At 43.1% G+C, this 20,109-nt stretch carries 20 protein-coding genes; 17 read left to right on the plus strand and 3 right to left on the minus strand.

Annotated elements, in window-relative coordinates; all coding sequences use genetic code 11:
• Positions 1-9: 9 nt before the first annotated feature.
• Positions 10-1,329, plus strand: a complete 1,320-nt coding sequence (gene phoR / locus GKR61_RS13620; protein ID WP_036953805.1) for a phosphate regulon sensor histidine kinase PhoR — start codon at positions 10-12, stop codon at positions 1,327-1,329.
• A gap of 494 nt (positions 1,330-1,823) precedes the next feature.
• Entirely contained in the window at positions 1,824-3,152 is a 1,329-nt protein-coding gene (brnQ, locus tag GKR61_RS13625; protein ID WP_036953807.1) for a branched-chain amino acid transport system II carrier protein, read from the plus strand.
• Between the two features lie 74 nt (positions 3,153-3,226).
• Here brnQ and ggt read toward each other — a convergent pair whose 3' ends face one another.
• From ggt to GKR61_RS13640, 3 genes are all read right to left on the minus strand, one after another.
• Positions 3,227-4,993, minus strand: coding sequence for a gamma-glutamyltransferase (gene ggt, locus GKR61_RS13630; RefSeq protein ID WP_154639845.1), 1,767 nt, complete (start codon positions 4,991-4,993; stop codon positions 3,227-3,229).
• A gap of 213 nt (positions 4,994-5,206) precedes the next feature.
• Positions 5,207-5,809, minus strand: a complete 603-nt coding sequence (locus GKR61_RS13635; RefSeq protein ID WP_154639846.1) for a peroxiredoxin C — start codon at positions 5,807-5,809, stop codon at positions 5,207-5,209.
• A gap of 206 nt (positions 5,810-6,015) precedes the next feature.
• The gene (locus tag GKR61_RS13640) at positions 6,016-6,627 is read right to left on the minus strand and encodes an acyl carrier protein phosphodiesterase (protein ID WP_154600151.1); all 612 of its coding nucleotides are present in this window, start codon (positions 6,625-6,627) and stop codon (positions 6,016-6,018) included.
• 193 nt (positions 6,628-6,820) lie between these two features.
• Here GKR61_RS13640 and queA point away from each other — a divergent pair, with 193 nt between their 5' ends.
• The 15 genes from queA (at position 6,821) to GKR61_RS13715 (ending at position 20,067) form a co-directional block, all read left to right on the plus strand.
• Positions 6,821-7,903, plus strand: coding sequence for a tRNA preQ1(34) S-adenosylmethionine ribosyltransferase-isomerase QueA (gene queA / locus GKR61_RS13645; protein WP_154600152.1), 1,083 nt, complete (start codon positions 6,821-6,823; stop codon positions 7,901-7,903).
• A gap of 75 nt (positions 7,904-7,978) precedes the next feature.
• Positions 7,979-9,106 (plus strand): tRNA guanosine(34) transglycosylase Tgt, encoded by a 1,128-nt coding sequence (gene tgt, locus GKR61_RS13650; protein WP_036953825.1) that lies wholly within the window; start codon positions 7,979-7,981, stop codon positions 9,104-9,106.
• 216 nt (positions 9,107-9,322) lie between these two features.
• Positions 9,323-9,655, plus strand: coding sequence for a preprotein translocase subunit YajC (gene yajC / locus GKR61_RS13655; protein ID WP_006657183.1), 333 nt, complete (start codon positions 9,323-9,325; stop codon positions 9,653-9,655).
• A 27-nt stretch (positions 9,656-9,682) separates the two neighbouring features.
• Entirely contained in the window at positions 9,683-11,530 is a 1,848-nt protein-coding gene (gene secD, locus GKR61_RS13660; protein WP_336426635.1) for a protein translocase subunit SecD, read from the plus strand.
• A gap of 10 nt (positions 11,531-11,540) precedes the next feature.
• Positions 11,541-12,509, plus strand: coding sequence for a protein translocase subunit SecF (gene secF / locus GKR61_RS13665; protein ID WP_036953831.1), 969 nt, complete (start codon positions 11,541-11,543; stop codon positions 12,507-12,509).
• A 116-nt stretch (positions 12,510-12,625) separates the two neighbouring features.
• The gene (nrdR, locus tag GKR61_RS13670; RefSeq protein ID WP_006662792.1) at positions 12,626-13,075 is read left to right on the plus strand and encodes a transcriptional regulator NrdR; all 450 of its coding nucleotides are present in this window, start codon (positions 12,626-12,628) and stop codon (positions 13,073-13,075) included.
• Positions 13,076-13,080: 5 nt separating this feature from the next.
• Positions 13,081-14,196 (plus strand): bifunctional diaminohydroxyphosphoribosylaminopyrimidine deaminase/5-amino-6-(5-phosphoribosylamino)uracil reductase RibD, encoded by a 1,116-nt coding sequence (gene ribD, locus GKR61_RS13675; RefSeq protein WP_154600153.1) that lies wholly within the window; start codon positions 13,081-13,083, stop codon positions 14,194-14,196.
• 102 nt (positions 14,197-14,298) lie between these two features.
• Positions 14,299-14,772, plus strand: coding sequence for a 6,7-dimethyl-8-ribityllumazine synthase (ribH, locus tag GKR61_RS13680; protein WP_036953837.1), 474 nt, complete (start codon positions 14,299-14,301; stop codon positions 14,770-14,772).
• A 70-nt stretch (positions 14,773-14,842) separates the two neighbouring features.
• Positions 14,843-15,259 (plus strand): transcription antitermination factor NusB, encoded by a 417-nt coding sequence (gene nusB / locus GKR61_RS13685; RefSeq protein ID WP_036953841.1) that lies wholly within the window; start codon positions 14,843-14,845, stop codon positions 15,257-15,259.
• A 129-nt stretch (positions 15,260-15,388) separates the two neighbouring features.
• A complete protein-coding gene (gene thiL, locus GKR61_RS13690) occupies positions 15,389-16,360 on the plus strand; it encodes a thiamine-phosphate kinase (RefSeq protein WP_036953844.1) in 972 nt (323 codons plus the stop codon).
• 10 nt (positions 16,361-16,370) lie between these two features.
• Positions 16,371-16,880 carry a phosphatidylglycerophosphatase A gene (gene pgpA, locus GKR61_RS13695; protein ID WP_108479247.1) on the plus strand — a complete coding sequence of 170 codons (510 nt, stop codon included), beginning with the start codon at positions 16,371-16,373 and terminating at the stop codon, positions 16,878-16,880.
• A gap of 829 nt (positions 16,881-17,709) precedes the next feature.
• Entirely contained in the window at positions 17,710-18,180 is a 471-nt protein-coding gene (locus tag GKR61_RS13700; RefSeq protein WP_230082533.1) for a fimbrial protein, read from the plus strand.
• 63 nt (positions 18,181-18,243) lie between these two features.
• Entirely contained in the window at positions 18,244-18,972 is a 729-nt protein-coding gene (locus GKR61_RS13705) for a fimbrial biogenesis chaperone (protein WP_154600155.1), read from the plus strand.
• Positions 18,953-19,519 carry a fimbrial protein gene (locus GKR61_RS13710; protein ID WP_230085008.1) on the plus strand — a complete coding sequence of 189 codons (567 nt, stop codon included), beginning with the start codon at positions 18,953-18,955 and terminating at the stop codon, positions 19,517-19,519. The genes GKR61_RS13705 and GKR61_RS13710 overlap by 20 nt, the downstream gene beginning before the upstream one ends.
• An 11-nt stretch (positions 19,520-19,530) precedes the next feature.
• Positions 19,531-20,067 (plus strand): fimbrial protein, encoded by a 537-nt coding sequence (locus tag GKR61_RS13715; protein WP_230082534.1) that lies wholly within the window; start codon positions 19,531-19,533, stop codon positions 20,065-20,067.
• Positions 20,068-20,109: the final 42 nt, after the last annotated feature.

Raw genomic sequence — 20,109 nt, forward strand, 5'->3', positions numbered from 1 at the left:
GAAACATGGGTGCTTGAACGCTTATCCTTAAAACAGCTGATTTGGGGGCTGTTTTTATTTATTTTACCCGCATTGATACTGTCTGTTTTTATTGGGCATCTTCCGTGGCTATTAGTGATTTCACTGCTCGCAGCACTCATTTGGCACGGATATAACCTGCTAAAACTTTCAGATTGGCTCTGGTTGGATAGAAGTATGCTGCCGCCGGATGGCAAGGGGGGATGGGAGCCGATATTTTATGGCATCTATCAGATGCAGCAGCGCAACCGTAAGCGTCGCCGTGAATTAGGTCAGTTGATTAAGCGCTTTCGCAGCGGAGCTGAATCCTTGCCTGATGCAGTGGTAATTATGACCACCGAAGGCAATATTTTCTGGTGTAACCGCCACGCTCAACAGCTTCTAGGCTTTCGCTGGCCTGAGGATAACGGACAGCATATTTTTAACTTGCTACGTTATCCTGATTTTAGTCGTTATTTCACCGTGAAAAACTATGACCAAGCACTGACGATTGAGCTTAATAGTGGCGAAATTGTTGAGTTTCGGATCTTACCATATGCGAGTGATCAGCTTTTGATGGTGGCTCGAGATGTGACTGAAAAACGCCGTCTAGAAAAAGCACGTAGAGACTTTTTTGCTAACGTGAGCCATGAGTTACGTACGCCATTGACCGTTATCCAAGGCTATCTTGAAGTTATGGATGACCAAGAAGGCACTTCACCGATGAATAAAAAAGCGTTGTCGGTGATGCAAGAACAGACTCATCGAATGGATAACCTAGTGAAGCAATTGCTGCAATTATCCCGTATAGAGGTTGCCCCTCAAATTAATCTAGACGAACAGATTAATATGCCGGTCATTCTCAAGATGATTGAACAAGAAGCGATTAGCTTAAGCCAAGGGCGGCACGAGTTTGAATTCAGTATTGATGAAAAACTTCGAGTTCATGGAAATGAAGAACAGCTACGAAGCGCGGTTGCTAACTTAGTGTATAACGCCATAAACCATACGCCAGATGGTACGAAAATTAAGGTGAAATGGCAGCGAACCAGTAATGGTGCCCAGTTTAGTGTGAGTGACAATGGTCCGGGAATTCCAGCCGAGCACCTTCCTCGCTTAACAGAGCGTTTTTATCGTGTGGATAAAGCGCGTTCAAGGCAAGGTGGCGGCGGAACAGGATTGGGCTTAGCGATTGTTAAGCATGCGATTCAGCATCATAGTAGCCAGCTCTCAGTAACCAGTCAGGTTGGTAAGGGCAGTGAGTTTTCATTCACATTACCGCCAGTGTTTATTGTGTCAGACAAGAAAGTGAATACATTAAGCGCGAAATAATCAGAAAACCGAAACCTTGCTAATAAAATCATCATATTAGCAAGGTTTTTTGTTTTGTATTTCATCCTATATTGGTGCTATTTCTAACGCCTACGCTATATTTTCAATTTTATCCTGCAATTTTCTTCATCTTATTCTGTGAACATTTCTTCGGTATGGTTAAAAAATGTTTTATTGGTGATTTTTTAGCCTGAATATATACGGGATATTGCAATTTTACTGACAGTAATCACTGGTTCTTAAATTTAGTTTGGTGCATTGTTCTTGTTTTCGGGTTTGCTCTTGCCTTTTTTCCCTATAAAAGTTTTACTTGTCGCCAGTTATTGGCGATTTTTACTGTTTTTTGATGTTTAGTATTGCAAAGCTAACCAAGACATGCATTTTGTATTGTTAATGTAATGTTGATCAGAACTCTATTTCGTCATATATGTTCCAATAGGTTACGGATGAAGTGACCTATTTTTATTTCATAATTTACTAAAAATTAACATAATATGGCTCATCGTTTATCATCCAGAGATATCCTCGCCTTAGGTTTTATGACCTTTGCGCTGTTTGTTGGGGCTGGAAATATTATTTTCCCGCCAATGGTCGGTTTACAAGCCGGTGAACAAGTTTGGACTGCGGCACTTGGTTTCTTAGTCACAGGTGTCGGTCTTCCTGTTCTTACCGTCGTTGCATTGGCGAAAGTGGGGGGCGGTATTGAAGCGCTCAGCACGCCAATTGGTAAAACTGCCGGTCTGCTATTAGCTATCGTTGCATATCTATCGGTGGGGCCTCTTTTTGCGACCCCAAGAACGGCAACCGTTTCTTATAAAGTGGGTATTGCACCATTGCTGGGCGGTGAATCGGAAATATCACTGCTGATTTATAGCGCCATCTATTTTGTACTGGTAATCGGTATTTCGTTATACCCAGGTAAATTACTAGATAGTGTTGGGCACATTTTGGCGCCAGTCAAAATGTTGGCACTGGCAATTTTAGGCGTTGCTGCGGTTATGTGGCCTGCTGGAGAACCGATCCTGGCAACCCCTGAATACCAAAATATGGCATTTTCCAATGGCTTTATTAATGGCTATTTAACGATGGACACATTAGGTGCCATGGTTTTTGGTATTGTCATTGTGAATGCGGCGCGTTCCCGCGGTATTGAAAACTCATCATTATTAACTCGCTATACCATGTGGGCAGGATTAATTGCTGGTGTGTTATTAACTCTGGTCTATTTATCGTTGTTTAAACTGGGCGAAAATAGTGGATCATTGATTCCAAATCCAGCTGATGGCGCTGATATTCTTCACGAATATGTTCAATACACGTTCGGTAACTACGGTAGCTTCTTCTTAGCGGTATTGATTTTTGTTGCCTGTATGGTAACTGCTGTAGGGCTAACCTGCGCATGTGCTGAGTTCTTCAGCCGCTATGTGCCAATCTCTTACCGTAAATTGGTATTGATTTTAGGCTTGTTTTCTATGGTGATTTCAAACCTAGGACTGAGTAAGCTGATTGCGTTCTCATTGCCGGTATTGGTTTCGATTTATCCACCTTGTATCGTTTTGATTTTAATGAGCTTTACGTTGAAGTGGTGGCGAAACCCAACCATCGTGATTGCTCCAACGATGTTAACAAGCTTTGTGGTCGGTTTGATTGGTGCAGTGAAAGCCTCTGATAACTTGAAGACTTATATCCCAGACTGGATGACGTCTATTCCATTATATCAGCAAGATTTAGCGTGGTTATTACCATCGGTGGTTGTGTTAGTGGTTGCTGCGCTATGTGACAGACTTATCACACCATCAAGTCAGCATCATAAGCACGCATAATATATTGTAAATTCCTAAAAAAATGCCAGTAGATGATAAATCCACTGGCATTTTTCATTTTAGTTATCGACTAACTAATTCACACCCACCGCACTGCCCGCAGGGCGGCGAACATCGTTAGATCCGTAAATAAAGCCTTCACGGACTTTGCCAGAAACGGCAGAGTCGTTGCCGGAAGATTTCGCACTCACACCCGCACCGTCAGGAATACCGATCATAATTAGCTCAGCAGCGCCCCATGGGGTCTGCTCTACCATTTTATAACCCATCTTATCGAGTAACGCTAAACTGTCTTTAGACACGCCGCGTTGCTCATAATAAACCTCATCAGGCAGCCATTGATGGTGAATGCGAGGGGCATTTACCGCCTCTTGTGGTGGCATGCCGTGGTCAATAATGTTTAGTGCAGTTTGTAAGGTAATTGAAATGATCCTTGAGCCTCCTGGAGAGCCGAGTACTAAGAAGACTTTGCCATCTTTAGTGACAATTGTCGGACTCATTGATGATAGTGGGCGCTTACCGGGGGCGATAGAGTTTCTTTCCCCTTGTACTAAGCCATACAGATTTTTCTCACCCACTTTGGTGGTGAAATCATCCATTTCATCATTCAGGAAGAAACCTGTACCTGGCGGAATCACTACAGAGCCAAATCGACCATTGATTGTATAAGTGGTTGAAACGGCATTGCCTTTGTCATCTACGACCGAATAGTGGGTCGTTTCTGGTTTTTCGTGAGGTCCTATTCCCGGTTGAACTTCAGTGGATGGTGTCGCTTTATTTGGCACAATCTCTTTGCGCAGATCAGCGGCGTATTGTTTGCTGAGTAGCTTACCTGTCGGGTTATCTACAAATGCAGGGTCGCCTAAGAATGTATTGCGGTCCATATAGGCGTGGCGCATCGCTTCAGTCAGCGTATGAATGTATTCAGCGGAGTTGAAGCCCATCTCTTTGAGATCATAACCTTCTAAAATATTGAGGGTTTCACAGATAGTTACGCCGCCCGAACTTGGTGGTGGTGCAGAGATAAATTTGTAACCACGGTAGGTGCAGCTAACGGGAGTGGTATCTGAAATGGAGTAATCAGCAAAGTCTTGAGCTGTTAGGATCCCGCCATTTTTCTTCGATGCAGCTTCTACAATTTTAGGAATATCGCCTTCATAGAATGCAACAGGGCCTTTATTGGCGATTTTTTCCAGCGTGTTTGCCAAATCGGTTTGTACCAGCAAGTCTCCCGGTTGGTAAGCACTTCCATCCGGTTTTAAGAAGATCCGAGCTACTTCGGGATCTTGTTTGAAGCGTTCGGTCGTTGTGTCGAGCACATCGGTATCACCACGGGTTAGGACAAAGCCTTCTCGAGCCGGTTTAATCGCGGGCGCCATTACTTGTTGGCGGCTCATGGTGCCATATTTTTCAAGGGCATAATCTAAGCCTTTCACTGTACCCGGTACACCCGATGCGAGGTAGCCATATAGGCTGGCATCTTTGATAAGTTTGCCGTCTTTATCTAAATACATATCAGCGCTGGCGGCTTTTGGGGCTGTTTCTCGGAAGTTAATAAAGATATCTTTACCATCCGCAAGGTGGAGTGTCATAAAACCACCACCACCAATATTGCCACAGCAAGGGTTAACGACTGCTTGGGCATAACCCACTGCAACTGCCGCATCAACCGCATTTCCTCCGGCTTTTAAAATGTCAGCACCAATTTGTGAAGCAAGGTGTTGAGAGGAGACAACCATGCCTTTTGTTGCTTCAACGGCAGGTTCTGAAGCAGCATAAAGTTGACTTGAAGTTAGTAACGAAATCAGTAGTAAAGAAGGGCGCCATGCATTTTTTATCATTGGTATCTCCCGATTAAATGAGGAAGTAACGCGTAGATGTAATACAAATAAATAATTTGTTAAATATTTGTATCATCCAGATATAGCATGAATGGTTTGAGGGATTGAATAACAAAAGTGAAAAAGTGTTAACGCGGTAGGAAAAAATTTTAGATAGGGATAGATGCAAAAATGCCGGCATTAAGCCGGCACTTGAAAACTTAACAGGTCAAATTACAGACCAGTTGCGTTCTTAGTCAGGTAAGCAGCAACGCCTTTTGGAGATGCGTTCATGCCTTCTTTACCTTTTTCCCACTGAGCTGGGCAAACATCACCGTGCTCTTCGTGGAATTGCAGCGCGTCAACCATACGCAGCATTTCGTCGATGTTACGGCCTAATGGCAGGTCGTTAACCACTTGGTGACGAACAACACCGTTTTTGTCAACTAAGAAAGAACCACGCAGAGCAACGCCCGCTTCTGGGTGCTCGATGCCGTAAGCTTTCATGATGTTGCGTTTGATATCAGCAACCATCGGGTATTTAACTTCACCGATACCGCCGTTATCAACAGGAGTTTTACGCCATGCGTTATGAACAAATTCTGAGTCGAAAGAAACACCAACGATTTCTACGCCGCGTTTTTTGAATTCTTCATAGCGATGATCGAATGCAATCAGTTCTGAAGGACATACAAAAGTGAAGTCCATTGGCCAGAAGAAGATCACAGCTGGGCGACCGTTCAGGTGTTTTTTCAGGTTGAAGTTTTCAACGATTTCACCATTACCAAGAACAGCTGCAGCAGTAAAGTCAGGGGCTTGACGTGTAACCAGAACCATAATGTACTCCTATGAGTTTTAAGGGTTTCTATCTCCGCAATCGAAATGGGGCATGCGGATAAATATAACCTAAGGATAAGGTTTTATCTTTGGAGAATAAAGACATTAAAACCAATTGATATGATAGCTTTTACCTATCAATGGTATCAATTTGGCAGATTAATATCAATAAGATAGTTTTATTCCATTAAAGTGCAAGTTTTAATTTATTCGGATGCATGTAATGTGAGCTCTTGGGCAAAAAGTTGCTGTTTTGCTGTCTCAATCATTTGTGGATAAAACTGAAAGAAAATATGTTCAAGCTCTAGATAATTAAGTAGAAAATCATCGAATGAGCCACTTAGAGCCGCGAGTTTTGGACGGCGTCTTGCCATGCCATTCAGTGACTTACCGATGTACGCTTTTTCTGCGTATCGCGTCAGCCATTGTTGAGACCAAAGATACTCATTTAACTCCTGAAATTTTTCAGGAGTATGACACAAATCTGGTTCAATGGTTTGCCTGGCAAAATACACAAAATCAGAGAGTGAATGTGAGGGAACGAGACGCTCCCAATGCCGAGAAAGAAAATGATCCCAGACTAAATCCAAGGTGATAGGTGCGACTCTGCGGTATTCTTCGCGAAATAGCTGACGAGCTTGTTTGACGAGCGGATGGGTATCGGTGGTTCTATCTACGGCTCTGTGCATACGGATCCCTGCAACAATTTCAGGAGAATAAGCTCCCGCAGGATTACCGCGTACGTAGTCTGCCATCATGTTTCCCAATAGGGAGCTTTTGGCAAGATGGGCAAGATGAAGATGAGCAAGATAGTTCATATCGATACTATAAACGAAAAATGTCAGAAACGAAAAATTGAAAGAAAAAAGGCAGCCGACACATTCCGTGCGGTTTCAGAAAATATTTGTACAATATTGATTCTTTTTTATACAAAATGGCGCTTATTTCTTGCGCCAAAGGCAGTGCAGCACTAGACTAGTCGCCTTATTTTTTTAGATTGATGTCAATACAATGCGTGTATCCGATTTTACTTTTGAATTACCAGAAGAACTTATTGCCCACTATCCTCAGGCTGAGCGTAGCTCATGTCGCTTACTTGGTCTTGATGGTACCACGGGACAGCTCACGCATGGTGTGTTTACCGATATTCTTGAAAAATTGGAGCCAGGGGATTTGCTGGTGTTCAACAACACTCGCGTGATCCCTGCGAGATTGTTTGGTCGTAAAGCGAGTGGCGGTAAAATTGAGGTTTTGATTGAGCGTATGCTCGATGAACATCGTGTTTTGGCTCATGTTAGAGCCTCTAAAGCACCAAAAGAAGGCACAGCGCTGCTACTGGGTGAAGATGAAAGTGTGAATGCGACAATGGTCGCTCGTCACGGCGCACTGTTTGAGCTGCGCTTTGATGATGCACGTGATGTATTAAGCATCCTTAACCAAATTGGTCACATGCCATTACCTCCGTATATCGACCGTCCAGATGAAGAGTCTGATAAAGAGTTGTATCAAACCGTGTATAGCCAGCGTCCGGGAGCGGTTGCTGCACCAACAGCGGGTTTACACTTTGATGAGCCTTTATTAGAAGCATTACGCCAAAAAGGCGTTGAGATGGCATTTGTAACACTGCATGTCGGGGCGGGAACGTTCCAACCGGTGCGTGTTGATTCCATCGAAGACCATATTATGCACTCTGAATATGCAGAGGTTCCGCAAGAGGTGGTCGATGCCGTGTTGGCGTGTAAAGCGCGTGGAAATCGTGTGATTGCTGTGGGAACAACGTCAGTTCGTTCACTCGAAAGTGCCGCGAAAGCCAGCGAAAACGCTTTAATTGCTCCATTCTTTGATGATACTCAGATATTTATTTATCCGGGTTATGAATATCAAGTGATTGATGCCTTGATCACTAACTTCCACTTACCAGAATCCACATTAATTATGTTGGTCTCTGCGTTTGCGGGATATCAAAACACCATGCAAGCCTATAAAGAAGCTGTTGAGCAAAAATACCGTTTCTTTAGTTATGGTGATGCCATGTTTATTACGCCAAACGCCAATGCTCGTTTTGAGCAAGTCGGCTCGGCAGAACAAGAATAAGTGGCGGCGTAGCTGCTTGCTTAGATTCAGTAACCAATAGCACCAGACTGTTTTTCTGATGCTAGGAGATAAAACGTGAAATATGAATTACAGACAACCGACGGCAATGCGCGTCGTGGTCGCCTGATTTTTGAACGCGGCGTGGTAGAAACTCCGGCGTTCATGCCAGTAGGAACTTACGGCACGGTTAAGGGAATGACTCCTGAAGAAGTGAAAGAAACCGGAGCTCAAATTTTACTGGGTAATACCTTCCATTTATGGTTGCGTCCAGGTCAAGAAATCATGAAATTACATGGTGACTTGCACGATTTCATGCAATGGCAAGGCCCTATCTTAACAGACTCAGGCGGCTTCCAAGTCTTTAGCCTTGGCGCAATGCGTAAGATTAAAGAAGAAGGCGTTCATTTCCGTAATCCAATTAATGGTGAAAAAGTCTTCTTAAGCCCCGAAAAATCGATGGAAATTCAGTATGACCTCGGTTCCGATATCGTGATGATTTTCGACGAATGTACGCCGTACCCAGCAGATTGGGATTACGCAAAGACATCAATGGAAATGTCATTACGTTGGGCTGCGCGTAGCCGTCAGCGCTTTGATGAATTGAACAATAAAAATGCGTTGTTCGGGATTATCCAAGGCAGTGTTTACGAAGATTTACGCGATATCTCAGTGAAAGGGCTGGTGGAAATTGGCTTTGATGGGTACGCTGTAGGCGGCTTAGCAGTCGGCGAACCAAAAGAAGATATGCACCGTATTTTAGAGCATGTATGCCCGCAAATTCCGGCAGAAAAACCACGTTACCTAATGGGCGTTGGTAAGCCGGAAGATTTAGTGGAAGGTGTACGTCGTGGTATCGATATGTTTGACTGTGTGATGCCGACACGAAATGCACGTAACGGGCATTTATTTGTCACCAGTGGCGTGGTAAAAATCCGTAATGCGAAGTATAAGTCAGACACATCACCTCTCGATGCAGAGTGTGACTGCTATACTTGTCGTCATTACAGCCGCGCGTATTTGCATCATCTTGACCGTTGTAATGAAATTTTGGGTGCACGACTCAATACCATCCATAATTTACGTTACTATCAACGCTTGATGGCGGGTATTCGCCAAGCGATTGAAGCGGGTAATTTTGAGCAGTTTGCTGCGGATTTCTATCAGAAGATTGGCAAAGCCCAGCCTTCATTAAATAGAGAGTGAATTTAAAGTGCGAAGTTAGCCCGAACTGTGTAGCATATCGGGCTGTACCCTTCGTTCTTGCAGCTGATTGTGGTTATTGGCATCAGCCAAAAGAATTATTTAGTGCAAATTATAGTTTTTGGTTCTAGTTACATGATGGTTTGATGTATTTTATGTAACTTGAACTAGTTAAAGTGTAAGTTTGAAATTGCTTTCAATAACAATGAGGAAAGTTGAATGAGTTTTTTTATTTCTGAAGCAGCGGCATCAGCAGGCGCACCCGCTCAAGGTAGCCCGTACTCTCTGATTATTATGCTGGTTGTTTTCGCGCTGATTTTCTATTTCATGATCCTGCGTCCACAGCAAAAACGTGCTAAAGATCACCGTAAACTGATGGAATCAATCGCTAAGGGTGACGAAGTTTTAACCACTGGTGGTTTAATCGGTCGTGTGACTAAAGTGTCTGAAACAGGTTATGTTGTTCTTGAACTGAGTGAGAACACTGAAGTAACTATCAAACGTGATTTCGTTGCTGCTGTTCTACCTAAAGGCACAATGAAAGCAATCTAATTCTGAATTTTCCCGAAGGGAACTGCCGTGCTAAACCGTTATCCTTTATGGAAGTATCTGATGTTGATCACTGCGATCCTCATCGGTTTGCTGTATGCACTTCCAAACCTATATGGTGAGGATCCGGCTGTTCAGATCACTGGCGTGCGGGGAACCGCCGCCAATGAACAAACGCTGATCCAAGTCCAAAAAGCTTTAGAAACAGACAAAATTCAGAGCAAATCTGTTGCTCTCGAAAATGGGGCAATTTTAGCCCGTTTCAACAACTCTGACGTTCAGTTACGTGCTCGTGAAGTCATCATGAATGCACTGGGTGACCAGTATGTTGTTGCATTAAACCTTGCACCTGCTACACCAAAATGGCTTGAAGCTCTCGGTGGTGAACTGATGAAGCTGGGTCTGGACTTACGTGGTGGGGTTCACTTCCTGATGGAAGTTGATATGGACACTGCATTAGGTAAATTGCAGGAACAAAACATGGATGGTTTGCGTAATGACTTGCGCCAAGCAGGTATTGCGTACTCTTCTATTCGTAAAGGCAGTGATTACAGCGTTGAAGTTCGCTTCCGTAACGCTGACGATCGCAGTCTTGCTGAGAAAACACTGGCGCGTAAATACCCAGATTTAGTATTTTCTGACGGCAGCGATAACACCATGATTGCTGTTATGACTGATGAGCGCTTACGTGAAGCGCGTAACTATGCCGTCTCTCAAAACATCACGATCATTCGTAACCGTGTTAACCAATTAGGTGTTGCTGAACCACTTGTTCAACGCCAAGGTGCGGATCGCATTGTTGTTGAATTACCGGGTATCCAAGATACTGCGCGCGCAAAAGAAATCTTAGGCGCAACTGCAACCTTAGAATTCCGCTTAGTGAATACTGGTGTAGATAGCGCAGCGGCAGAAAGTGGACGAATTCCGGGTGACTCAGAGCTTAAGTCTGATCGTAATGGCGTGCCTTATGTTCTGTATAAGCGTGTTGTCTTAACGGGCGACCATATTACTGATTCTACATCTGAAACTGATGAAAATGGTTATCCGCAAGTCAGTATTAGCCTTGATAGTGCCGGTGGCTCAATCATGTCTGACTTTACTCGTGACAACCAAGACAAGCTGATGGCAACCCTGTTTGTTGAATACAAAGACAGTGGTAAAAAAGATGCCGCAGGCCGTGCGATTTTAGTTAAAGATGAAAAAGTGATTAACGCCGCGCGTATTCAAGCTCGTTTCGGTAGCAAATTCCGTATTACGGGAATTGATAACGCGAACGAAGCGCGTCAATTATCTTTACTGTTGCGTGCTGGTGCTCTGATTGCGCCAATCCAAATTGTTGAAGAACGTACTATCGGTCCAACATTGGGTATGCAAAACATCGAGCAAGGTCTGAAAGCGTGTATCGCGGGTCTGTTGGCCTCTATCCTGTTTATGATTATTTACTATCGTAAATTTGGTCTGATCGCGAGTAGTGCTCTGATGGCTAACTTGGTCTTAATCGTGGGTGTGATGTCTCTGTTACCAGGGGCGACACTGACTATGCCAGGTATTGCCGGTATCGTCCTAACCCTTGCGGTTGCCGTCGATGCCAACGTTCTCATAAACGAACGTATTAAAGAAGAACTTCGTAACGGACGCTCAGTGCAACAAGCGATCCACGAAGGGTATAAAGGCGCCTTCTCAAGTATTACCGATGCAAACTTAACGACCTTAATCACCGCAATAATTCTGTATGCAGTGGGTACTGGTTCGATTAAAGGCTTTGCGATTACGACAGCGATTGGTGTCGCAACCTCTATGTTTACAGCTATTGTTGGTACACGTGCAATCGTGAACCTGCTATACGGCGGTAAACGTATTAACAAGCTGTCAATTTAAGGAGCACGTTGTGGCACAGGATTATACTGTTGAACAATTGAACTATGGTCGTAAAGTCTATGACTTTATGCGCTGGGACAACGTTGCCTTTAGCATTTCTATCATTTTACTGATCGCTTCTTGTGTGATTATCGGTGTTAAAGGTTTTAACTGGGGACTCGATTTTACGGGCGGTACCGTCATTGAAATCAACCTTAGTCAGCCTGCTGATTTGGATAAAATTCGTGATAGCCTGTCTAACTCGAACCATAAAGATCCATTAATTCAGAACTTTGGTAGTAGCCGAGACATCATGATCCGTTTACCGCCGGTTGAAGGCATAGCGGGTCAAGAGGTTGGTAAAGAGATCATTACTATCATCAATAAAAACGTTGATGAGCAAGCGACGGTTAAGCGTATTGAATTCGTGGGACCAAGCGTAGGTGCTGAGTTAGCACAAACAGGGGCATTAGCGTTATTAACAGCGCTTATCTGTATCCTGATTTACGTTGGCTTCCGTTTTGAATGGCGTTTAGCGGCAGGTGCCGTATTGGCATTGGCTCATGACGTGGTGATCACTTTAGGTATTCTGTCTCTATTCCACATTGAGATTGATATGACTATCGTGGCGTCATTGATGTCGGTTATCGGTTACTCCCTTAACGATAGTATCGTGGTATCTGACCGTATTCGTGAGAACTTCCGTAAGATCCGTCGCGGTACACCGTACGAAATCATGAACGTCTCTTTGACCCAAACATTGAGCCGTACCATCATGACATCAGCAACGACATTATTAGTGGTTCTGATGCTGTATCTGTTTGGTGGCGCGATGTTAGAAGGCTTCTCACTGGTTATGTTAATCGGTGTGACGATTGGTACGATTTCATCTATCTATGTGGCTTCTGCATTAGCACTGAAGATGGGTATGAAGCGTGAGCACTTAATTCAGGCGAAAGTCGAGAAAGAAGGCGCAGATCAAGAGTCTTTATTACCATAACGAATACAGACACTCGTGTATCATAAACACCCTGCGGATAAATAATCCTCAGGGTGTTTTTCATTTCAGGTCTGAGTTACACTATCTACCCTACAAAAATAGAATCAGGAATTCCTATGCATTGCCCATTTTGCTCAGCTGTAGATACGAAAGTGATTGACTCGCGTCTGGTTGGTGAAGGCTCACAAGTGCGCAGGCGCCGCCAGTGTTTGGTTTGCCATGAACGCTTCACTACATTTGAAGTGGCGGAACTTGTTATGCCTCGGGTAATTAAAAGTGATGACATTCGCGAGCCTTTCGATGAAGAAAAGCTCAACAGAGGCATGTTGAAAGCCCTAGAAAAACGCCCTGTCAGTTCTGATGCTATCGATCAAGCCATAATTTCTATTAAATCCCACCTACGAGCGACTGGCGAACGCGAAGTTCCCTCGAAGTTAATTGGTAATTTGGTGATGGATGAACTCAAAAAACTCGATAAAGTGGCTTACATTCGCTTTGCCTCGGTCTATCGTAGTTTTGAAGATGTACGTGAATTTGGCGAAGAAATTGCCAAGTTACAGGACTAATACCGATGCTTGAACAAGACCGTATCTACATGGCCCGGGCCTTTGAATTGGCAAAAAAAGGGCGTTTTACTACATCGCCGAACCCCAATGTGGGTTGCGTGATTGTGCGCGAAGGTGAAATTGTCGGCGAAGGTTATCATCAAAAAGCAGGAGAGCCGCATGCGGAAGTCCATGCGCTTCGAATGGCGGGTGATAAAGCGAAAGGCGCGACAGCTTACGTGACTCTTGAGCCTTGTAGCCATCACGGTCGCACCCCACCTTGTGCGGAAGCATTAATCAATGCGGGGATCTCCCGCGTAGTCGCTGCAATGCAAGACCCTAACCCTCAAGTGGCTGGCCGCGGCTTATTTATGCTATCCCAAGCGGGAATAGAAACTGCTAGTAATATTTTGTTGGAAGAAGCCGAAGCAATAAACCGTGGCTTTTTAAAACGTATGCGTACCGCATTTCCTTATATTCAATTAAAACTTGCTGCATCATTAGATGGCAAAACCGCATTAGCGAATGGGGAAAGCAAGTGGATTACTAGCCCTGCGTCGCGTAAAGATGTTCAAGTTCTACGTGCTCAAGCCAGCGCTATTTTAAGTACCAGTAATACCGTGCTTGCTGATGACCCTGCATTAACGGTGCGCTGGAACGAATTACCTGCGGATGTTCAAGCTCAATACCCAGAAGAAAAGCTGCGCCAACCTATTCGTATCGTGTTAGATAGACACAATCGCGTGAAACCTGAACACAAAGTGACGCAGTTAGACGGTGAATGCTGGCTAATTCGTCCAACGCCGGATACCACAGAAACATGGCAGGGAAATGTCGAACAGCTTGCTATTCCTGCTGATGATAATGGCATCGACTTAGTGATTTTGATGATGCAATTAGCGAAACGTAATGTGAACAGTATTTGGGTAGAGGCGGGTGCTAAGCTTGCAGGTTCGTTATTAAAACTCGGTTTAGTCGACGAACTGATCGTCTATATCGCCCCTAAATTACTTGGGGATACTGCGCGTGGGTTAGTGAGTCTCCCTGAATTAAGCGCATTATCAGATGCGCTTCAATTTGAATTTACTGACGTTGAGAAAGTCGGAAATGACCTTCGCGTCAGGTTACGGCCTGTATGGTAAATGTGTTTTTTTAGCGGTTTGCTGAAATTCACTCGTACGGTTACCTAAAGAATGTGATAAAATCCGCGCCCCGCGGGTTGTAATTAATATTTGAGGAAGATTATGAACGTAATCAAAGGTGTTGTTGCTGCGCCAAAAGCGCGTGTTGCTATCGCTATCGCTCGTTTTAACAACTTTATTAATGATAGCCTGCTGGACGGTGCTGTTGACGCGTTAGAGCGTATTGGCCAAGTTGCTCAAGATAACATCACCGTTGTTTGGGTGCCAGGTGCTTATGAATTACCACTGACCGTGAAAGCATTGGTTGAAACCAAAAAATATGATGCAGTTATCGCATTAGGTACTGTTATTCGTGGCGGTACTGCCCACTTTGAATTTGTTGCGGGTGAGTGCAGCTCAGGTCTGTCTCATGTTGCATTAAATAGCGAAGTTCCTGTGACTTTCGGTGTATTAACCACTGAAAATATCGAGCAAGCCATTGAGCGTGCTGGTACTAAAGCAGGTAACAAAGGTGCAGAAGCTGCACTGACCGCTCTCGAAATGATTAATGTGATTAAAGCTGTAAAAGGCAAATAATACGCGCCATATCTCGGGCTCTGTGAGTTCGAGATATGCTGTGTAGTTTTTTTTATTTAAGGGGAATCTTGTGAAACCTGCTGCTCGTCGCCGCGCTCGTGAGTGTGCTGTACAGGCCATCTATTCATGGCAATTATCCGGTAATCCTATTGCCGACGTAGAATATGAGTTTATTGCTGAACAGGACATGTCTGACGTTGACGTAACCTATTTCCGTGAGCTGATTTCTGGTATTGCAAACAATGCTACGAAGCTGGATCAATTAATGTCACCTTACTTATCTCGTCAGTTAGAAGAGTTAGGTCAAGTTGAGAAAGCGATTTTACGTGTAGCAATGTATGAACTAAGCTATAGAGAAGATGTACCTTTCAAAGTTGCTATCAACGAAGGTATTGAATTAGCTAAAGTTTTTGGTGCTGAAGATAGCCATAAATTTGTCAACGGTGTGTTAGATAAAGCAGCACCTGCGGTACGTCGTAAGAAATAAACATAATCAGGTTCCCTCCTGTAATACGTAAGTCATAATGGGTAGGCTGGGTTCCAGTCTATCCTAGTACTTATGTCTGGCTTTTCAGTTTATTGACGAGCTAGGCATAGCGAAAATGGAAAATCTACCATGTCATATGGCGAATTTGACCTCATCGCACGTTTTTTTAATCGCCAACCTGTAAACCGACGTGATGTTAACATCGGTATTGGCGATGATTGTGCGCTAATGACTATCCCTGAGAAACAGCAACTTGCTGTGAGTACGGACACCCTAGTTTCCGGTATTCATTTTCTACCCGATATCTCTCCCGCTGACCTTGCCTATAAATCCCTAGCTTCAAATTTAAGTGATCTTGCTGCGATGGGAGCGGATCCAGCTTGGGTCTCTTTAGCTATTACCCTACCGAGCGTAAACCATGAATGGTTGCAATCTTTTAGCGATATGTTGTTTGAACAACTGAATTACTATGGAATGCAGCTGATTGGGGGAGATACGACCCGTGGACCAATGAGTTTAACCTATACCGTTCATGGTCTTGTGCCAATTGGCAAAGCGTTATCTCGCTCTGGTGCACGTAATGGTGATTGGATTTATGTGACGGGTACTTTGGGAGATAGTGCTGCGGGACTTGCGATACTGCAAAACAGGTTACAGCCTGAAAGCCCTGAGCATAAGGAGTGGTTGATTGAGCGTCATTTACGCCCACAACCGCGTATTTTGCAGGGGCAGGCTTTACGCAATTTGGCTTCATCTGCGATAGATATTTCAGATGGGTTAGTTTCTGATCTCAACCATATATTAAAAGCGAGCGGTTGTGGGGCGAGGATCAATCTCGATGCGCTACCACAGTCCGATGCGTTGAAGCAGAACTGTTCTGTGGAGCAAGCAAGAGTTTGGTCGTTAAGTGGTGGTGAAGACTATGAGCTATGCTTTACAGTACCTGAAATGAATCGGGGAGCCTTAGAAGTAGCGCTTGCTCATACGGGGTCAGGTTTTACCTGTATTGGCCAAATCAAGCCTCAATCTGAAGGGATCAGTTATTTTTGTGATAACCAAGCTGTTGAGGTTGACCTCAAGGGCTTCGATCATTTTGTTTAGGAAAATGTCCATGGCAACCGCTCAAGAAAAAGCAGCAGCAAAAAAACGATTGAATATGCGTAATCCGTGGCACCTGCTAGCGACGGGGTTCGGAAGTGGTTTATCGCCAATTGTTCCCGGTACAATGGGCTCATTAGCCGCCATTCCATTTTGGTTGCTAATGGACAAACTCCCTGTATGGAGCCTCTGGGTTATTATCGTCGTTGGATTCTGGTTTGGGTGTTGGATATGCCAACGCACTTCCGATGATATGAGGATCCATGACCATGGCAGTATTGTTTGGGATGAGTTTATTGGAATGTGGATCACGTTAATGGCCATCCCTGTGGTGAGTATCCAGTGGGTTCTCACCGGCTTTTTGATTTTCCGTGTTTACGACATGTGGAAACCTTGGCCTATCCGTATCTTTGACCGCCGAGTCAGTGGCGGGTTTGGCATTATGATTGATGACATTATTGCTGCCATATTTGCCTATGTGACAATTTGGCTATTAGTGCATTATCAGGTGATGCCTTTTTGATTTGAGTTAATTCCCTCCTTCAAAGATAAAATATCTTTTTTAGATAAATAAAGTCCTAGTTAAATACTAGGGCTTTGTTCTTATCCTAAATTACTTTTTATTTTTACTTCTATTTTTTATGAATAAAGTTAAATTTATTTTTATTATGAAAAATAAAAAATTCGTTATTTGTAAAAATTAATTTCACTATAATTATGCTTTCATCATAGTTTCCTATTTATTAAAAAATGTAAAAAACAAAGAATCAATATTAACTCGAAATATGGGTGGTTATTTTATTTTTTATTTTTCTGTTATGAGAAAAAAATAACTTAGTCAAATTAACGTATACGTGATGTTTGGTATATTTATTTTATTATTTAAGTGAGAATGATTTTCATTTATTTAAATGCGAAAATCACAAGTATGATTTATTTAGGTTGTTTTTGTTAATTTAATGTAATCAAAAGTTGATTAAAGTTAAGGTTTTTAATTGAATTTACTAATCATGGGTGTACTTTTGGGGTTTTATTATGAAATGGCAATTTACAGATTGTTACTGATATGACTCTTGAGGTGCGTATACCGAGTAAGAATATTCAAGTAGTATGCTTGGGAAATAACAAGCATGAATTAGTTTTTATAAAACACGCCTTAATTTATTTTTTAGAAAAATTAAATTTTTATTTGGCTTGTTATTTTTTAATAAAGTCATATCGGTTTTGTTTTGATAAAAATATATTTATTTCAATTTTATATTGCCTATTAATAAGGGTTTACTATGTTAATTAATAAAAAAAATCTGATCGTATTATCTATCGCTGCTGGCTTAGGCTTTTCAGGTGCAGCAATGTCAGCAACGAACGCACAAGTGACAGTAACTGGAAATATTGCTGCTGCGACATGTGATTTAAGCGTCACAAATACCAATATCGATTTAGGAACGTTTATCTCTTCAGATATTCAAACGGTTGGAACTATAGCTGGTAGTACTCATAATTTTGATATGAGCTTATCCAACTGCAGCCAAGAGTTTGATGGTGAAAGTGGTAAGTTCGTACAAATGTACGCGAAAGGTACTGCTTTAGCAGCGAATACTTCTTTATTTAACAATGTTGAAAAAGGAACTGTTGGTGTGGCAGTGACTGCTGACGGTAAAGAAGTAAAGCCAAATACAAACGTTCAATTAAGCAGCATTAAGTCTCTGGCTGAAGGCGGTTCTGCTGTGATCCCAATGAATGTGGCATTGAACTCAACTGTGAGCAAACCCGCTTCACAACGTATCGAAGCGCCGATTACTTTCTCTGTAAGCTACGAGTAAGTTTGTTGTGAAATGGCAGGTTTCTGCCATTTCACTTTGTAACGCATCACGAGAAGGTAAAACATGAAATTATTCACTTTACTCCGTACGCTCCCTATTTTTGCAACTCTGTTTTTTATTCAAATAGGAACGACATCTGCGGCTGGAGTCGGTATCAATGCCACTCGAGTTATTTTCAACCAAGGAAATCAGTCAGTCCCTGTCACTCTGCGCAATAGTACAGAGAAGGAAGAATATTTGGTTCAGGTTTATCTGACAAAAACCGCCAAAGGTGCGGCGCAAGACCAAACTTTAGATGTGCTTCCTCCTATGTTCTATCTGGCATCAAGCCAGCAGCGCGATGTTCGTTTAGTGGAAGGCGCAGGAGCATCTGTATTACCGAAAGATAGGGAATCAGTTTTTTATTTTCATGCTAGAGCCATTGCGGCAAGTGAAAAGAATGCTGGGCAGCAGAATGCAGCAATGAAAGGTGAAGTGAAAATTGCATTAGAGAGTGTGATTAAAGTTTTTTATCGCCCTAAAAACCTAACGTTAACGGTAGAGCAAGCTCAAGGTAGCCTGACATTTGAAGAGACAGCGAGCGGAATCAAAGTGATTAATCCATCGCCGTATTACATCACATTGTCATCATTGAGTGTGGGGGAAAAAGCGGTGACGTTAAACCCTGAAATGAATAACACCATGATAGCGCCTTTTAGCAGTATGGATTACCCAACCCCGGTGAAAAAAGGCAAAAAAGTCTGGGCTGTCATCAATGATCTTGGGGGACGAAGTGAGTATTCACAACCTTAAACTGGGACAGTATCGATGGGCGCTTTTCGCTGGGATATTTTCCATTGTGGCGATACCTGAAGTGAATGCAGCGAATACCCTAGAGTTGACCGCAGAAATTGACAATGCAGGAGAGTGCGATATTGCGGTTAGCCCTTCATTGATTGAATTCAAACGACGTCCTTCTGTGGGCGAATTTGCGGCGAATGATGCGGTAGATATCCAGCTATTAAGCTTGTCGTATAAATGTACGGGCTATGAAACCAATGCTCGCCCTGAAATAAAAGTGACAGGGAATACAGCTGCCGATACCAATTTGTTTTTAACAGCTGATCCAAAAGGCGCCAAAGGCGTTGGTTTTATGCTGAAAGATGGCGCGGTGAAGGAGCTTTCTGGTTATTACAATGCAGGAAAAACAGTCGTTAATGGTGATTCTGTGCTTCTACCCGTAGGGGATAATGATGGAGAAAAACCTTTTACGGTAGGGTTTATTCGCCAAGTCGGTAATAACACCGTCACTGCAGGTGCTGTGAAAGCGGCCATTTTATTCACTGTTGTGATGCCATAAATGGAGGTGATATGAACAAGTATTCATATTTTCTTATGGCTTCATTATTCGTTTTTACAGGGGAAATGTTTGCTGCCTCAAATTCGGTGAGTATTAACTTTGATGCGCATTTATATCGCAGAACGTGCGATGTAAACCTCTCCGAAAGTGTGGTGGCTTATGGAAAAGTGAAACCTCAAACCATTGTTGATAATGACTTAGGTACCAGTACCGCTCTGAATCGTAATGTTATTTTAACCTTAGCTAACTGCTCAGGACTGGGAACATTAAATGGTAGCAAAGTCATTGTGACTGGTCCTAGTCAAGTCATGAACGGGGAAGCCCTGTTTAAGGAAAGTGGCTCTTCAGGCGGTGTGGGGATTCGATTAAAAGCAGATGGAAAAAATAAGGTCAGTGGAGATTCAGTTTGGGATTTGTCTACGACCAGCAATCAAGGAAGTCAAATTACAGTGGTCACGGCACTTTCATGTGGAAATTGTCAAAACATTCAGAAAATTCAATTAGGCACATTTAAAGCCACCATGATGTTTACCGTTTTAGCTTATTGAGCCGTTTATTGAGTGATAAATCTATTAATAATAAAAATAACG

Source organism: Providencia sp. wls1916 (assembly GCF_009706585.1).
In the GTDB taxonomy this organism is placed as follows: Bacteria; Pseudomonadota; Gammaproteobacteria; order Enterobacterales; family Enterobacteriaceae; genus Providencia; species Providencia lanzhouensis.

Coding starts and splice junctions, on each gene's coding strand:
- brnQ (WP_036953807.1), top strand. CDS start 1,824: ATGGCTCATCGTTTATCATCCAGAGATATCCTCGCCTTAGGTTTTATG.
- ggt (WP_154639845.1), bottom strand. CDS start 4,993: ATGATAAAAAATGCATGGCGCCCTTCTTTACTACTGATTTCGTTACTA.
- GKR61_RS13635 (WP_154639846.1), bottom strand. CDS start 5,809: ATGGTTCTGGTTACACGTCAAGCCCCTGACTTTACTGCTGCAGCTGTT.
- GKR61_RS13640 (WP_154600151.1), bottom strand. CDS start 6,627: ATGAACTATCTTGCTCATCTTCATCTTGCCCATCTTGCCAAAAGCTCC.
- queA (WP_154600152.1), top strand. CDS start 6,821: ATGCGTGTATCCGATTTTACTTTTGAATTACCAGAAGAACTTATTGCC.
- yajC (WP_006657183.1), top strand. CDS start 9,323: ATGAGTTTTTTTATTTCTGAAGCAGCGGCATCAGCAGGCGCACCCGCT.
- nrdR (WP_006662792.1), top strand. CDS start 12,626: ATGCATTGCCCATTTTGCTCAGCTGTAGATACGAAAGTGATTGACTCG.
- ribD (WP_154600153.1), top strand. CDS start 13,081: ATGCTTGAACAAGACCGTATCTACATGGCCCGGGCCTTTGAATTGGCA.
- ribH (WP_036953837.1), top strand. CDS start 14,299: ATGAACGTAATCAAAGGTGTTGTTGCTGCGCCAAAAGCGCGTGTTGCT.
- thiL (WP_036953844.1), top strand. CDS start 15,389: ATGTCATATGGCGAATTTGACCTCATCGCACGTTTTTTTAATCGCCAA.
- pgpA (WP_108479247.1), top strand. CDS start 16,371: ATGGCAACCGCTCAAGAAAAAGCAGCAGCAAAAAAACGATTGAATATG.
- GKR61_RS13700 (WP_230082533.1), top strand. CDS start 17,710: ATGTCAGCAACGAACGCACAAGTGACAGTAACTGGAAATATTGCTGCT.
- GKR61_RS13705 (WP_154600155.1), top strand. CDS start 18,244: ATGAAATTATTCACTTTACTCCGTACGCTCCCTATTTTTGCAACTCTG.
- GKR61_RS13715 (WP_230082534.1), top strand. CDS start 19,531: ATGAACAAGTATTCATATTTTCTTATGGCTTCATTATTCGTTTTTACA.